General features: G+C 49.0%; 10 protein-coding genes, 1 tRNA gene and 2 pseudogenes. All 13 read left to right on the top strand.

Annotation, left to right across the window (positions count from 1 at the left end; translation table 11 throughout):
• Window positions 1–298: 298 nt before the first annotated feature.
• A tRNA-Trp gene (locus IEX02_RS20190) sits at window positions 299–375 on the top strand.
• Window positions 376–533: 158 nt separating this feature from the next.
• The gene (secE, locus tag IEX02_RS20185) at window positions 534–911 is read left to right on the top strand and encodes a preprotein translocase subunit SecE (RefSeq protein WP_188699276.1); all 378 of its coding nucleotides are present in this window, start codon (window positions 534–536) and stop codon (window positions 909–911) included.
• Window position 912: 1 nt separating this feature from the next.
• Entirely contained in the window at window positions 913–1,449 is a 537-nt protein-coding gene (gene nusG / locus IEX02_RS20180) for a transcription termination/antitermination protein NusG (RefSeq protein WP_188699275.1), read from the top strand.
• Window positions 1,450–1,649: 200 nt separating this feature from the next.
• Window positions 1,650–2,078: a 50S ribosomal protein L11 gene (rplK, locus tag IEX02_RS20175; RefSeq protein ID WP_188699274.1), complete on the top strand. Its 429-nt coding sequence runs from the start codon at window positions 1,650–1,652 to the stop codon at window positions 2,076–2,078.
• 4 nt (window positions 2,079–2,082) lie between these two features.
• The gene (gene rplA, locus IEX02_RS20170) at window positions 2,083–2,778 is read left to right on the top strand and encodes a 50S ribosomal protein L1 (RefSeq protein WP_188699273.1); all 696 of its coding nucleotides are present in this window, start codon (window positions 2,083–2,085) and stop codon (window positions 2,776–2,778) included.
• A gap of 228 nt (window positions 2,779–3,006) precedes the next feature.
• Complete coding sequence (gene rplJ / locus IEX02_RS20165) at window positions 3,007–3,501, top strand: 50S ribosomal protein L10 (protein ID WP_188699272.1); 495 nt, start codon at window positions 3,007–3,009, stop codon at window positions 3,499–3,501.
• A gap of 64 nt (window positions 3,502–3,565) precedes the next feature.
• The gene (gene rplL, locus IEX02_RS20160; RefSeq protein WP_188699271.1) at window positions 3,566–3,931 is read left to right on the top strand and encodes a 50S ribosomal protein L7/L12; all 366 of its coding nucleotides are present in this window, start codon (window positions 3,566–3,568) and stop codon (window positions 3,929–3,931) included.
• Between the two features lie 280 nt (window positions 3,932–4,211).
• Entirely contained in the window at window positions 4,212–8,240 is a 4,029-nt protein-coding gene (gene rpoB, locus IEX02_RS20155) for a DNA-directed RNA polymerase subunit beta (protein ID WP_188699270.1), read from the top strand.
• Between the two features lie 75 nt (window positions 8,241–8,315).
• A complete protein-coding gene (rpoC, locus tag IEX02_RS20150) occupies window positions 8,316–12,497 on the top strand; it encodes a DNA-directed RNA polymerase subunit beta' (protein ID WP_188699269.1) in 4,182 nt (1,393 codons plus the stop codon).
• Between the two features lie 248 nt (window positions 12,498–12,745).
• A pseudogene (gene rpsL / locus IEX02_RS20145) lies at window positions 12,746–12,835 on the top strand (30S ribosomal protein S12); the annotation flags it as partial.
• Between the two features lie 79 nt (window positions 12,836–12,914).
• Entirely contained in the window at window positions 12,915–13,385 is a 471-nt protein-coding gene (rpsG, locus tag IEX02_RS20140; RefSeq protein WP_188699268.1) for a 30S ribosomal protein S7, read from the top strand.
• Between the two features lie 15 nt (window positions 13,386–13,400).
• A complete protein-coding gene (gene fusA, locus IEX02_RS20135; RefSeq protein ID WP_188699267.1) occupies window positions 13,401–15,506 on the top strand; it encodes an elongation factor G in 2,106 nt (701 codons plus the stop codon).
• A gap of 66 nt (window positions 15,507–15,572) precedes the next feature.
• Window positions 15,573–15,636, top strand: a pseudogene (locus tag IEX02_RS20130) (GTP-binding protein); the annotation flags it as partial.

Below are 15,636 nucleotides of genomic sequence, written 5' to 3'. Positions count from 1 at the left end.
AAGATCCTTGAGTGATTCTGATTGCTTAAGTGATTGAAAAGGCTCCTTCGGGAGCCTTTTTTATGCGCAAACATCATTGGCACAAGGTATGTGCTGCTTTAAATGGTCAGTCGTCTGTTAATTCTGTTCCCTGACTTAATTGGTATTAACTTCGGTTGAATCAGGGCTATATCCCGCCTAAAGAGAAGGCGTTCGGGAAGCTTGTATAACGAGCATCAACAGGTATAATACCGCACCCTCCTTATGCTTGCTTAATATCTCCCTCTGATTAGAAAGATACGCTGCGTAAGTGGGATTTAGGGGTGTAGTTCCAATTGGTAGAACAGCGGTCTCCAAAACCGATGGTTGGGGGTTCGAGTCCCTCCACCCCTGCCATATATTGTCCCCGTGTTAAGACGCGGGTTGTCAGATTTGACTGGCACTTGAAAGTGTTGTGCATATATGTAGCAAACGGCCTGTACAAGGGGCAGGGCGTAAACAGAGGTTTTGTACCTGCTGTACAAAACGGCTAATCGCAGTAATAGGTAAATTGCATGAGCGTCAATACAGAAAATACATCCGGTGCAATGGATTCGATCAAATGGGTACTAGTTATAGGCTTGCTGGCGGCTGCAATTGCTGGCAATTATGTCTATGAAGAGCTGTCTGTACTGATCCGTGCAGTTTCCATTATCGCCTTGGTAGTTATCGCAGGCTTTATTGCTGCGAAGACTGATAAGGGTGAGCGTTTTATGACTTTCGCTAAAGAATCTCGCATGGAAGTGCGTAAGGTTGTTTGGCCAACTCGTCAGGAAGCCACGCAAACGACAATGATTGTGTTGGTTGCTACCCTGATTGTGGCTTTAGTACTTTGGGGCCTGGATGGCATTCTGGTACGTTTGGTATCACTGGTAACCGGGTTGGGAGTCTAAAATGGCCGACAAGAAATGGTATGTAGTACAAGCTTTCTCCGGTTTTGAAGGCCGTGTGCAGCAGTCCCTGAAAGAACATATTAAAATCCATGCTATGGAAGACTACTTTGGTGAGATTTTGGTTCCCACTGAAGAAGTCGTTGAAATGCGCGCTGGTCAGAAGCGCAAGAGCGAACGTAAGTTCTTCCCCGGCTATGTATTAGTCGAGATGGAAATGAATGAAGACTCTTGGCACTTGGTGAAAAGCGTACCTCGTGTATTAGGTTTTATCGGCGGTACTTCTGATCGCCCTGCGCCTATCAGCAAGCGCGAAGCCGATGCGATTCTCAATCGTCTGCAGGAATCTGTTGATAAGCCTAAACCTAAAACGCTGTTTGAACCAGGTGAAGTGGTACGTGTTAACGATGGTCCATTTGCTGATTTCAATGGTGTGGTTGAAGAAGTAGATTACGAGAAGAGCCGTTTAAAAGTATCGGTATTGATCTTCGGCCGCTCTACACCTGTTGAGCTGGAATTTGGTCAGGTAGAAAAAGGCTGATTTGCTTTTTGGCTGCTATCTTGCTCCACCGGATAGATAATCCAATCCTCAAGCTTAAAATTGCGCTATTTGCAAGTTTCAGCTTGAACCGGGCTGTAGATTAAAATATAATCCGCAGCCCTTTTTATTGAACGGGGAGCCGTTTGAGTAAGCATCCTCAATGCTTACGAGGCGTTATACCCACTTTAGAGGTTAAAAACATGGCAAAGAAAGTTAAAGGCTTGATTAAGCTTCAGGTCGCTGCGGGTTCTGCAAACCCCAGCCCACCAGTTGGTCCAGCTCTGGGTCAGCACGGTGTAAACATTATGGAATTCTGTAAAGCGTTTAACGCCAGAACAGAAAGCCTGGACAAGGGTGCTCCTACCCCTGTTGTTATTACTGTTTATGAAGACCGTTCATTCACTTTTGAGACTAAGACGCCTCCAGCAGCTTACCTGCTGAGAAAAGCGGCTGGTATCAAGAGTGGTTCTGCCCGTCCTAATACAGATAAAGTTGGCAAGGTTACCCGTGCTCAACTGGAAGAAATCGCCAAGACTAAAGAGCCCGATCTGACGGCTGGTGATTTGGATGCAGCTGTACGTACTATCGCAGGTTCTGCGCGTAGTATGGGTCTGGTAGTAGAGGGCTAATCACATGGCTAAATTGACTAAACGCATGCGCGTCATCAAAGAAAAAGTTGACGCTACTAAAGAATACGAAATCAACGATGCCGTTGCTCTTCTGAAAGAACTGGCGACTGCCAAGTTTGCAGAAAGTGTAGACGTAGCGATCAACCTGGGTGTTGATCCTCGTAAATCTGACCAGAACGTTCGTGGTGCAACTGTGTTGCCTCACGGTACTGGTAAAGATGTACGCGTAGCCGTATTTACTCAGGGTGCAAACGCTGACGCGGCTAAAGAAGCTGGTGCTGACATCGTTGGTATGGAAGACCTGGCCGAGCAGGTTAAAAAAGGTGAAATGCCTTTTGACGTAGTGATTGCTTCTCCTGATGCAATGCGCGTTGTCGGTACTTTGGGTCAGATCCTGGGCCCACGTGGCCTGATGCCTAACCCTAAGACTGGTACTGTTACGCCTGACGTAGTTACAGCGGTTAAGAACGCTAAAGCTGGTCAGGTCCGTTATCGTAACGATAAGAACGGTATCATTCACGCTAGCATCGGTAAGATTGGTTTTGAAACCAATCAGATCAAAGAGAACCTTGAGTCTCTGCTGGATGCCCTGAAGAAGGCTAAGCCTTCTACTGCTAAGGGTACCTACGTGAAGAAAGTTAGCCTGAGCACCACTATGGGTGCCGGCGTAGCTATCGATCAAGCTAGCCTGGCTGGTTAATTCGATAGTTAAAGGTTATGGGTTGGAGCCTCAATAGAGGCTTCCGTCCAAGACCGCAGGCGCATTCTTGGTTTTCTAAGAATGCTTAATCTAACAGCCTGCGCAGACGGTGAAGACCCCAGAAGAATTTAGATTCTCTGGTTTTTCACCGTAAATCGCGAGTTGGCATATGCCAACTATGTGTAGGAAACCAGACGTAAGTCTGGATGAACCAGGAGTTAAGAGCCAATGGCTATTAAGCTTGAAGACAAAAAAGCAATTGTTGCTGAAGTCAATGAAGCTGCCAAAGGTGCTTTATCTGCGGTAGTCGCAGACGCTCGTGGCGTCACTGTAGGCAGAATCACTGCTTTGCGTAAGCAAGCTCGTGAAGCCGGTGTATGGATGAAAGTTGTCCGTAATACATTGGCTCGCCGCGCAGTAGATGGCACTGAATTCGAGTGTCTGAAAGATGTATTCGTAGGTCCGACTGTTATTGCCTTCTCTAATGAGCACCCAGGTGCTGCAGCGCGTATCTTTAAAGATTTCGCCAAGGACAATAAACAGTTCGAACTGAAAGGTGCGGCTTTCAATGGCGAAACCGTTGACTTCGAACTGCTTGCCACGTTGCCAACATACGACGAAGCAATTGCACGTTTGATGAGCACCATGAAGGAAGCTGCAGCTGGCAAACTTGTTCGCACAATTGCTGCGGTTCGCGACCAGAAAGAAGAGCAAGCTGCCTAATATTATTAGCGGCTTGAATAAAAGTTTAATCGGGAATTATCCCCTTAATTTAGGAATCTGAGAAATGTCAGTGACTAAAGAGCAAATCATCGACGCTATCGCTGAAATGTCTGTAATGGACGTTGTTGAGCTGGTAGCTGCCATGGAAGAAAAATTCGGCGTATCTGCTGCCGCTGCCGTAGCTGTTGCTGCTGGTCCTGCTGCTGCAGTTGAAGAGAAGACTGAGTTCGACGTAGTTCTGGCTGAAGTTGGCGGCAACAAGGTTGCTGTTATCAAAGCCGTACGTGGTGCAACCGGTCTGGGTCTGAAAGAAGCCAAAGACATGGTAGAAGCTGCTCCTAAAGCCATCAAAGAAGGCGTGAGCAAAGAAGAAGCTGAAGCACTGAAGAAAGAGCTTGAAGAAGCTGGTGCTAAAGTTGAAGTTAAATAATCTGTCTGCGGACAGATTATTTGCCTGATTTCAGGCAAAGGCTGGTGATCATTTGATCACCAGCCTTTTTGCGCTGTAGGATAGTCACTTACACCGTTTCTTGACTGTCTGTTTATTGCGCACAGGATTGTTCGTTGGCATCCACCATTTTGCTGTTTTAGAAGCATTTTGATGGATACGGTGTTCATCCTCGAAACGGTGCTGGAAGTTTGTCTATTGCTCATTTTATGTGAGTGCAGTAAAGGCAAGTTGGGTCAAAAATCAGCAGGCTGAGGAACCCATGGTTTACTCTTATAGCGAAAAGAAACGTATTCGTAAGAATTTTGGCAAACGCCCGCAGGTATTGGAAATACCTTATCTTCTATCAATCCAACTAGATTCTTTCAAGAAATTCATCGAGATTGATGCCGAAGGCCAGTACGGTTTGGAAGCAGCATTCCGTTCAGTATTTCCAATAAAAAGTTATTCAGGTAACTCTGAATTACAATATGTGAGCTACCGTTTAGGGGAGCCAGTTTTTGACGTCAAAGAATGTCAAATCCGTGGTGTGACTTATTCGGCACCTCTGCGGGTGAAGTTGCGTCTGGTGTTGTTCGATAGAGAAGCAGCACCTGGCACAGTAAAAGATATTAAAGAACAAGAAGTCTATATGGGCGAAATACCGCTCATGACTGAAAACGGTACTTTTGTTATTAACGGTACCGAGCGAGTTATCGTTTCTCAGCTGCATCGCTCTCCTGGCGTGTTCTTTGATCACGACAAGGGTAAGACCCACTCTTCCGGTAAGGTGCTGTATAACGCGCGCGTTATCCCTTACCGTGGTTCTTGGCTGGACTTTGAATTTGATCCTAAGGACAACCTGTTTGTCCGTATTGACCGTCGTCGTAAATTACCTGCGACTATTATCCTGCGCGCGCTGGATATGGGGACGGAAGAGATTCTGGGTCTGTTCTTTGAAAAGAACCAAGTTCGCATTGCTGCCGATCGCTTGATGATGGACGTTGTTCCTGATCGACTGCGTGGTGAAGTCGCTCAGTTCGACATTCTCGACAAAGAAGGCAACGTGCTGGTTGAGTCAGGGCGTCGTATTTCTGCTCGCCACACTCGTCAGTTAGAAAAAGCAGACATCACTGAGCTGGAAGTACCACCACAGTATTTAGTGGGCAAGGTTGTTGCGCGTAACTACGTGAACGAAGCCACCGGTGAACTGGTTGTTGGTGCTAACGAAGAGTTGACACTGGAAAACCTACTGGCGCTGAAGAAAGCCGGCTTTGACAGCTTTGAAACGCTATATATCAACGAGCTGGATCACGGTTCATATATCTCAGACACCATTCGCATAGATTCTACCAGCAACCGTCTGGAAGCCTTGGTTGAAATTTATCGCATGATGCGTCCTGGTGAACCACCAACAAAAGACGCAGCCGAGACACTGTTTGACAACTTGTTCTTCTCAGACGACCGTTATGACTTGTCTTCCGTTGGTCGAATGAAGTTCAACCGCCGCTTAGGGCGCGAAGAGTTGACTGGCGAAGGTACCCTGGACAAGTCCGACATCGTTTCTGTTATGAAGCAGCTTATTGCGATTCGTGATGGTAAAGATGAAGTGGATGATATTGACCACTTGGGTAACCGTCGTATTCGTAGCGTTGGCGAAATGGCAGAAAACCAATTCCGTGTTGGTTTGGTGCGTGTAGAACGTGCGGTGAAAGAGCGTTTGAGCCTGGGTGACCTGGACAACGTGATGCCGCAGGACCTGATCAACGCTAAGCCAATTTCTGCTGCGGTGAAAGAGTTCTTTGGTTCTTCGCAGTTGTCGCAGTTTATGGATCAGAACAACCCGCTGTCAGAAGTAACGCACAAGCGTCGTATTTCTGCATTAGGCCCGGGTGGTTTGACTCGTGAGCGCGCGGGCTTTGAAGTACGTGACGTACACGTAACTCACTACGGTCGCGTTTGTCCTATCGAGACCCCTGAAGGTCCGAACATCGGTTTGATCAACTCCTTGTCAACCTATGCGCGTACTAACGATTTCGGTTTCCTGGAAACACCGTATCGTAAGATTGTCGACGGCATCGTAACCGATGAAATCGAATACTTGTCCGCCATTGAAGAAGGCCAGCACGCTATCGCTCAGGCTAATGCCGAGCTGGATACCGAAGGTCACCTGGCAGATGAATTGGTATCTTGCCGTTTCCGTGGTGAATTCACCCTGATGCCGGCTGCCGATATCAAGTATATGGACGTTTCTCCTCAGCAGATCGTGTCTGTTGCTGCCAGCATCATTCCGTTCTTGGAGCACGACGATGCTAACCGTGCCTTGATGGGCGCGAACATGCAACGTCAGGCCGTTCCTACCCTGCGTGCTGAAAAGCCACTGGTAGGTACCGGCATGGAAAAAACCATTGCCGTTGACTCTGGTGTAACAGTAGTTGCCAAGCGCGGTGGTGTGGTGGATTACGTTGATGCCAGCCGTATCGTTATCAAGGTTAATGAAGAAGAGACCTTTGCTGGCGAGGCGGGGATCGATATTTATAACCTGACTAAATACACGCGTTCCAACCAGAACACCTGTATCAATCAGCGTCCGACTTGTAACGTAGGTGAGCCTATCGTTGCAGGTGATGTACTGGCCGATGGTCCTTCTACGGACTTGGGTGAGTTGGCGCTGGGTCAGAACATGCGTATCGCCTTCATGCCTTGGAATGGTTACAACTTCGAAGACTCGATTTTGTTGTCCGAGCGTGTTGTACAGGAAGACCGCTTCACCACCATCCATATTCAGGAACTAAGCTGTATCGCTCGTGATACTAAGTTAGGGCCGGAAGAGATTACTGCTGACATTCCTAACGTTGGTGAATCTGCCCTGGGTAAACTGGATGAGTCAGGTGTTGTCTACATCGGTGCTGAAGTAAAAGGCGGCGATATTCTGGTTGGTAAAGTAACACCTAAGGGTGAAACGCAACTGACGCCAGAAGAGAAGCTGCTGCGCGCTATCTTTGGTGAAAAAGCCTCTGATGTTAAGGACACCTCGTTGCGTGTACCTAACAGCGTCCACGGTACGGTGATTGACGTTCAGGTCTTTACCCGTGACGGTGTTGAAAAAGACAAGCGTGCCGTCGAAATCGAAGACATGCAGTTACGTCAGGTTAAGAAAGACTTGTCTGACGAATTCAACATCCTGGCAGATGGTATTTTCTCACGTGCACGTAACCTGCTGATCAACAGCGGCGTTGCTGACTCCAAGTTGGATAGTCTGCCTCGTGAGAAATGGTTTGATCTGACCTTGAAAGAGGAAGACGCGCAAAACGACCTGGATCAAATTGCTGAGCAATATATTGAGATCAAGGCCGACTTTGACAAGAAGTTTGAAGTTAAGCGTCGCAAGATTACCCAAGGTGATGACCTGGCCCCTGGCGTGCTGAAAATCGTTAAGGTTTACCTGGCGGTTAAACGCATGATCCAGCCTGGTGACAAGATGGCAGGTCGTCACGGTAACAAGGGTGTTATCTCGACCATTATGCCTGTTGAAGACATGCCTTATGATGAGCACGGTCAACCTGTTGATATCGTGTTGAACCCACTGGGCGTACCTTCTCGTATGAACATCGGTCAGGTTCTGGAAACCCACTTGGGTATGGCAGCGCACGGCATTGGTGCCAAGATCGACCGCATGATCAAAGAAGAGCAGGAAAAAGCCAAGCTGCGTAGCTTCATCAAAGAAGTCTACGATCTGGGCGTGTCTCATCAGAAAGTGGATATCGACAGCTTCAGCGACGACGAAATTGAGCGTTTGGCCGGTAACCTGCGTAAAGGTCTGCCTATTGCCACGCCAGTATTCGACGGTGCCAATGAGGCAGAAATTAAGCAGATGCTAAAACTGGCTGACATCCCTGAAGATGGTCAGGTCAGACTGTATGACGGTCGTACCGGTCGCACATTCGAGCGTAAGGTTACGGTTGGTTACATGTATATGCTGAAACTGAACCACTTGGTTGACGACAAGATGCATGCCCGTTCCACCGGTTCTTACAGCCTGGTTACTCAGCAACCGCTGGGTGGTAAGGCACAGTTCGGTGGCCAGCGTTTCGGGGAGATGGAAGTGTGGGCATTGGAAGCTTACGGTGCCGCTTACACCCTGCAAGAAATGCTGACGGTCAAGTCCGACGATGTGAATGGTCGTACCAAAATGTATAAGAACATTGTGGACGGCGACCATCGTATGGAACCTGGAATGCCGGAGTCCTTCAATGTGTTGCTGAAGGAAATTCGCTCGCTGGGTATCAACATCGAGTTGGAAGAAAATTAATCCGACCAGGGTATTTAGGGCATGTGGGGAGCCCGGTGGGCTCCCCAAGGTTAATGACTCCGCAGGGAGAAAATCGTGAAAGATTTATTGAAGTTTCTGAAGCAGCAGAATAAGACCGAAGAGTTCGACAATATCCGAATCGGTCTGGCTTCACCGGACATGATCCGTTCTTGGTCTTACGGCGAAGTGAAAAAGCCAGAGACCATCAACTACCGTACTTTCAAGCCAGAGCGTGACGGCTTGTTCTGTGCGCGTATCTTTGGTCCGGTTAAAGACTATGAGTGCTTGTGTGGTAAGTACAAGCGTCTTAAGCATCGCGGTGTAATCTGTGAGAAGTGTGGCGTTGAAGTCACGCTGACCAAAGTGCGTCGTGAGCGTATGGGTCACATTGAACTGGCCAGCCCCGTTGCGCATATATGGTTCCTCAAATCACTGCCGTCCCGTATTGGTTTGATGCTGGATATGACTTTGCGTGATATCGAGCGTGTTCTGTATTTCGAAAGCTATGTGGTGACCGAACCCGGTATGACTACGCTGGAGCGTTCTCAGCTGCTGACCGAAGAAGAATACTTGGATGCACTGGAAGAACATGGCGACGAGTTCGAAGCTAAGATGGGTGCCGAAGCGGTATTCGATCTGCTTAAAGTACTGAACGTCGACGGTGATGTTGCTTCCATGCGTGAAGAGCTGCCAAGCATCAATTCTGAAACCAAGAAGAAGAAGATCACTAAGCGTTTGAAGTTGCTTGAGTCTTTCCAGGCTTCTGGTAACCGCCCAGAGTGGATGATCTTAACTGTTCTGCCTGTGCTGCCACCGGACCTGCGTCCTTTGGTACCACTGGATGGTGGCCGTTTTGCAACGTCTGACCTGAACGATTTGTATCGTCGCGTGATCAACCGTAACAACCGTCTGAAGCGCCTGCTGGATCTGGCTGCGCCTGATATCATCGTACGTAACGAAAAGCGTATGTTGCAGGAAGCCGTAGACGCGTTACTTGATAACGGTCGCCGTGGTCGTGCTATCACAGGTTCCAACAAGCGTCCTCTGAAATCTCTTGCTGACATGATTAAAGGTAAGCAAGGTCGTTTCCGTCAGAACCTGTTGGGTAAGCGTGTTGACTACTCTGGCCGTTCGGTTATCACCGTAGGTCCAACACTGCGCCTGCATCAGTGCGGTCTGCCGAAGAAAATGGCACTGGAACTGTTCAAACCTTTCATCTATGGCAAGCTGGAAGGTCGTGGCCTGGCTACGACTATTAAAGCCGCCAAGAAGATGGTTGAGCGCGAAGCGCCAGAGGTTTGGGACGTACTTGACGAAGTTATCCGTGAGCACCCGGTCTTATTGAACCGTGCTCCGACTTTGCACCGTTTGGGTATTCAAGCCTTTGAACCTACCCTGATCGAAGGTAAAGCGATTCAGTTACACCCGTTGGTGTGTGCGGCCTATAACGCCGACTTCGACGGTGACCAAATGGCCGTTCACGTGCCTTTGACTATCGAAGCGCAGTTGGAAGCCCGTGCGCTGATGATGTCTACTAACAACATCCTGTCGCCTGCTAACGGTGAGCCAATCATCGTACCTTCACAGGACGTGGTATTGGGTCTGTATTACATGACCCGCGACCGTGTGAATGGCAAAGGCGAAGGCATGGTGTTCAAGAACGCTCACGAAGCCGAAAAAGCCTACCGCACCGAAGTGGCGGAGCTGCACGCGCGGGTGAAAGTTCGAATCAAAGAATTTGACGTTGATGAAGCCGGTAATAAAACCGAGAAAGTGACGCTGACCGACACCACAGTTGGCCGTGCTATTTTGTCACTGATTCTGCCACAGGGCTTGCCGTTTGAGCTGATCAACCAAGCCATGGGTAAGAAACAGATTTCTCGTCTGTTGAACGCCTGTTACCGTACATTGGGTCTGAAGCATACCGTTATTGCTGCTGACCAGATCATGTACACAGGTTTCCATTACGCGATGATCGCCGGTGCCTCTATCGGTATCGATGACATGGTTATCCCTGATGAGAAAGCTCAGATTATCGATGCGGCCGAAGCGGAAGTAGCCGAGATTCAGGACCAGTTCCAATCTGGTTTGGTAACAGCCGGTGAGCGTTACAACAAGGTTATCGATATTTGGTCTGCGGCCAACGAGCGCGTGTCCAAGGCGATGATGGACAACCTGAAGACCGAAACTGTTATTAACCGTGACGGCGAAGAAGAGCAGCAACCATCATTTAACTCTGTGTTTATGATGGCCGACTCCGGCGCCCGGGGTAGTGCAGCGCAGATTCGTCAGTTGGCAGGTATGCGTGGTCTGATGGCGAAGCCGGATGGCTCAATCATCGAAACCCCAATTACGGCAAACTTCCGTGAGGGTCTGAACGTACTTCAGTACTTTATCTCTACCCACGGTGCACGTAAGGGTCTAGCGGATACGGCATTGAAGACAGCGAACTCAGGTTACCTGACTCGTCGTTTGGTAGACGTTGCTCAGGATCTGGTGATCAACAACGAAGACTGCGGCACGTTCGAAGGGGTTAAGATGACTCCGTTGATCGAAGGTGGCGACGTAGTAGAACCATTGCGTGAGCGCGTACTGGGTCGTGTTGTGGCCGAAGATGTGTTGATCCCAGGTACTGCCGAGGTGCTGGTTGAACGTAACGTGATGCTGGATGAAGCCCTGGTAGACCTGCTTGAGTCTCACTCTGTAGACCAAGTTATCGTTCGCTCTGTGATTACCTGTGAAAACGACTTTGGCGTCTGCGGCAAGTGTTACGGTCGTGATTTGGCCCGTGGTCACTTAGTTGGTATCGGTGAAGCTGTGGGCGTTATCGCAGCCCAGTCAATCGGTGAACCAGGTACACAGTTAACCATGCGTACGTTCCACATCGGTGGTGCGGCTTCTAGAGCCTCTGCCGAGAACAGCGTACAAGTGAAAACTGCCGGTAGCCTGAAGTTGCATAACGCTAAGTATGTGCGTAATGCAGATGACAAAGTGGTTATCGTTTCTCGCTCCACCGAGATCACTATTATTGATGATCAAGGTCGTGAGAAAGAGCGCTATAAAGTACCTTACGGTGCGGTATTGTCCGTGGATGACGGTGCGAAAGTGGCAGCGGGTGACATAGTCGCCAACTGGGATCCGCACTCGCACCCAATCATCACTGAGCGTCAGGCTAAGATCAGTTTTGCTGACGTAGACGACAGTAACACTGAAATGCAGCAGGACGAACTGACCGGCTTAACCCGTATCGTGGTGAAAGACCTGTCCAAGTTCAATGCCAAAGAGCCTAAGCTGATTTTGGAAAGCGCTGAAACCGGTCTGCAGGAAATTCGTCTGCCTAGCTTTACCACTATTGAAGCTGTAGATGGTTCTGTAGCAAGAGCCGGTGACGTGTTGGCACGTATTCCTCAGGAAAGCTCGAAAACACGCGACATTACGGGTGGTCTGCCACGCGTAGCCGACTTGTTCGAAGCGCGTAAGCCGAAAGAACCGGCTATCCTGGCCGAGGTTTCCGGTACTATTAGCTTCGGTAAGGAAACCAAAGGCAAAAAACGTTTGGTTATCGTGCCTGAACAGGGTGATGCCTACGAGGAAATGATTCCTAAATGGCGTCAGCTGAACGTGTTTGAAGGTGAAAAAGTGGAACGCGGTGAAGTTATCTCCGATGGCCCAGAGTCACCTCACGATATCCTGCGTTTACGTGGTATCAGCGCGGTATCTAACTATATCGTCAACGAAGTTCAGGACGTTTATCGTCTGCAGGGTGTAAAAATCAACGATAAGCACATCGAAGTGGTCATCCGCCAGATGCTGCGTAAGTGTGTGATTACCCAGCCAGGCGACAGCTTGTTCTTAGAAGGCGAACAGGTTGAAGTATCCAACGTGAAGATTGCTAACCGTCAGCTGGAAAAACAGGGTAAGTTCCCTGCCCAGTACGAAACGCAGTTGTTGGGTATTACTAAAGCGTCTTTGTCTACCGAGTCGTTTATCTCTGCTGCATCGTTCCAGGAAACTACGCGTGTATTGACCGAAGCGGCGGTACAGGGCAAAGAAGACGACCTGCGTGGTCTGAAAGAAAACGTTATCGTTGGCCGACTGATCCCTGCTGGTACCGGCTTTGCCTACCACCAGAAGCGTCAGCGCAGAAGACTGGAGTCCATGACTCTAGAAGATCCTTCTGTATCTGCGGCTGAAGCTGAGCAAGCCTTGTCCGAAGCATTGAATGCTGAAGTGGGCGATGACGAGTCCGAAGCTTAAGCCTTTACCAGGCCGGACTTAGTCCGGCTTGGGTTGACAGGTTAATCTTTGGTCTATAGAATTCCGCGACCCTTTTTCAGGGTTGCGGTTTTTTATTTGCATGGAAGTGAATAGGCTGCGAGGGCAGGATGGCCAATTTGCAGCAACACGGTAGCGAATCATCAGCTAAGCTGAAGGATTGGTAACCGTTTTTTGATTTTTCAGTAGTAGTTATTTTTATTTGGTGCGTAAGCCCCGCACAAAGGTCGTTGAATGTTCGCGGTACTTTGGACTGCGCCGGTGTTAACGCTCGTAAGCAAGCCCGTTCTAAGTACGGTGCGAAAAGGCCCAAGTCCTAACGGTTCTCCGTTTAGTAAGGCCAAACTGTAGTAATAATTAAGAGTTTTGGGTAATCCCTGAATTCAACGGAGAAAGAAGATGCCTAGAAGAAGAGTCGTAGGTCAACGTAAGATCCTGCCAGATCCTAAGTTCGGATCACAATTGCTTGCCAAGTTCATGAACGTTGTCATGCTGGACGGCAAAAAATCTACTGCTGAAAAAATCGTTTACGGTGCACTCGACATCGTTGCCGAGAAAACCGGCAAAGCACACTTAGATGTGTTCGAGGACGCGCTGGATAATATCCGTCCGTCTGTGGAAGTTAAATCCCGCCGTGTAGGTGGTTCTACCTATCAGGTACCTGTAGAGGTTCGTCCTGTCCGTCGTAATGCCCTGGGCATGCGTTGGTTGGTAGAAGCTGCGCGTAAGCGTGGTGAGAAGTCTATGGCTCAGCGCTTGGCTGCTGAAATGCTGGATGCTTCTGAAAATAAAGGTACTGCGGTTAAGAAGCGTGAAGACGTACACCGTATGGCCGAAGCCAACAGGGCGTTTGCTCACTACCGTTGGTAATGGAGAGAGGACGTTATGGCTCGTAAGACTCCTATTGAGCGTTATCGTAATATCGGTATTTGCGCTCACGTGGATGCGGGTAAAACCACCACTACCGAGCGCGTACTCTTCTATACCGGTTTATCGCATAAACTCGGTGAGGTCCATGATGGCGCTGCCACCATGGACTGGATGGAACAAGAGCAGGAGCGGGGGATTACCATCACTTCTGCTGCCACCACTTGTTTCTGGTCTGGTATGAACCAGCAGTTTGAACAACATCGCGTCAATATCATTGACACACCTGGACACGTTGACTTCACCGTAGAAGTTGAACGTTCTCTGCGTGTGCTTGATGGCGCCGTGGTGGTGTTTTGTGGTGCATCCGGTGTTGAGCCTCAATCCGAGACTGTGTGGCGTCAGGCTGATAAGTATCAGGTACCTCGTTTGGTGTTCGTCAATAAGATGGACCGTACGGGTGCTGATTTTGACCGTGTGGTCAATCAGATACGTAATCGTCTTGGTGCTACTTGCGTACCTGTCCAACTTAACATTGGCGCAGAAGAACACTTCAAAGGTGTTATCGACCTAATCAAGATGAAAGCCATTAACTGGAACGAAGCGGACCAGGGAATGAGCTTTACCTATGAGGAGATTCCTGCGGAGCTGCAAGCTAAGGCTGAAGAGCTACGTATGGAACTGGTTGAGGCGGCCGCTGAAGGCTCTGAAGAGCTAATGGAAAAGTATCTGGAAGGCGGAGAGCTGTCTGAAGAGGAAATCAAGCAAGGGCTGCGTACTCGTACGCTGAACAACGAAATCGTATTGGCAACCTGTGGTTCTGCGTTTAAAAACAAAGGCGTACAGGCTGTGCTGGATGCAGTTGTTGACTTCTTGCCTGCTCCCATTGACGTGCCAGCGATTAAAGGTCATCTGGATGATTCCGATGAATCTGAAGCTGAGCGTCATGCTGATGACAGTGAACCGTTTTCTGCCTTGGCTTTCAAAATTGCCACGGATCCCTTTGTCGGTACCCTGACGTTCTTCCGCTGTTATTCTGGCGTGGTGAACTCTGGAGATACCGTGTTTAACTCGGTTAAAGCCAAACGTGAACGTTTTGGTCGAATCGTGCAGATGCACGCCAACAGCCGTGAAGAGATCAAAGAAGTACGCGCCGGTGATATCGCTGCCGCCATTGGTCTTAAAGATGTGACGACCGGGGACACTTTGTGTGACCCTAACAACATTATTATTCTGGAAAAGATAGATTTCCCTGAACCTGTTATTTCGGTAGCAGTTGAGCCGAGATCTATTGCAGACCAGGAAAAAATGGGGATCGCACTGAGCAAGTTGGCTGCCGAAGATCCTTCATTCCGGGTTAAAACCGATGAAGAAACGGGACAGACTATTATTTCCGGGATGGGTGAACTTCACCTGGATATCATAGTCGATCGCATGAAACGTGAGTTCAAGGTGGAATGCAATGTGGGTAAAACCCAGGTTGCTTACCGTGAAACACTGCGAAAGGCAGTGGAAGTAGAAGGCAAGTTCGTCCGTCAGTCTGGTGGTCGCGGTCAATTTGGTCACGTGTGGCTGAAGATCGAACCTCAGGAAGAAGGGGCGGGCTACGAGTTTGTCAACGCTATCGTTGGTGGTGTTATTCCTAAGGAATACATTCCGGCCGTTGACAAAGGTATCCAGGAACAGATGCAAAATGGTGTTCTTGCTGGCTACCCTGTACTCGATGTGAAGGTAACCCTTTTTGATGGTTCCTATCACGATGTTGACTCTTCTGAAATGGCGTTTAAGATCGCAGGCTCGATGGGCTTCAAGAAAGGTGCTGCCCAAGCGAACCCTGTGTTGCTTGAGCCGCTGATGAAAGTGGAAGTCACGACGCCTGAGGATTGGATGGGTGATGTGGTCGGCGACCTGAACCGTCGTCGTGGGATCATCGAAGGTATGGAAGATGGCGTTGCTGGCATTAAGATAGTGCGTGCGAAAGTGCCACTGTCTGAAATGTTCGGTTATGCAACTGACCTGCGGAGCGCAACCCAGGGCCGAGCATCCTATTCCATGGAATTCTTTAATTACGCGGAAGCACCTAACAACGTGGCTAACGCGATTATTGAAGCTAGAAAATCTTAATGAAGGTCTGGTCCGGTAATCTGTCCCAAGCAGGGGGCCGGACTTTTAACTTAGGAACTTAGTAAAATGGCAAAAGAAAAGTTTGAACGTACGAAACCGCACGTAAACGTAGGTACTATCGGCCACGTTG

The organism is Bowmanella pacifica, assembly GCF_014645355.1.
In the GTDB taxonomy this organism is placed as follows: domain Bacteria; phylum Pseudomonadota; class Gammaproteobacteria; order Enterobacterales; family Alteromonadaceae; genus Bowmanella; species Bowmanella pacifica.
The sequence above is the reverse complement of the archived record's forward strand: the minus strand, read 5'-3'. Positions and strand labels throughout refer to the sequence as shown.

Excerpts from the sequence above, each read along its gene's own strand:
- rplA (WP_188699273.1), top strand. The coding sequence starts at position 2,083 with ATGGCTAAATTGACTAAACGCATGCGCGTCATCAAAGAAAAAGTTGAC.
- rpsG (WP_188699268.1), top strand. The coding sequence starts at position 12,915 with ATGCCTAGAAGAAGAGTCGTAGGTCAACGTAAGATCCTGCCAGATCCT.
- fusA (WP_188699267.1), top strand. The coding sequence starts at position 13,401 with ATGGCTCGTAAGACTCCTATTGAGCGTTATCGTAATATCGGTATTTGC.
- secE (WP_188699276.1), top strand. The coding sequence starts at position 534 with ATGAGCGTCAATACAGAAAATACATCCGGTGCAATGGATTCGATCAAA.
- rplJ (WP_188699272.1), top strand. The coding sequence starts at position 3,007 with ATGGCTATTAAGCTTGAAGACAAAAAAGCAATTGTTGCTGAAGTCAAT.
- rpoB (WP_188699270.1), top strand. The coding sequence starts at position 4,212 with ATGGTTTACTCTTATAGCGAAAAGAAACGTATTCGTAAGAATTTTGGC.
- rplL (WP_188699271.1), top strand. The coding sequence starts at position 3,566 with ATGTCAGTGACTAAAGAGCAAATCATCGACGCTATCGCTGAAATGTCT.
- rplK (WP_188699274.1), top strand. The coding sequence starts at position 1,650 with ATGGCAAAGAAAGTTAAAGGCTTGATTAAGCTTCAGGTCGCTGCGGGT.
- nusG (WP_188699275.1), top strand. The coding sequence starts at position 913 with ATGGCCGACAAGAAATGGTATGTAGTACAAGCTTTCTCCGGTTTTGAA.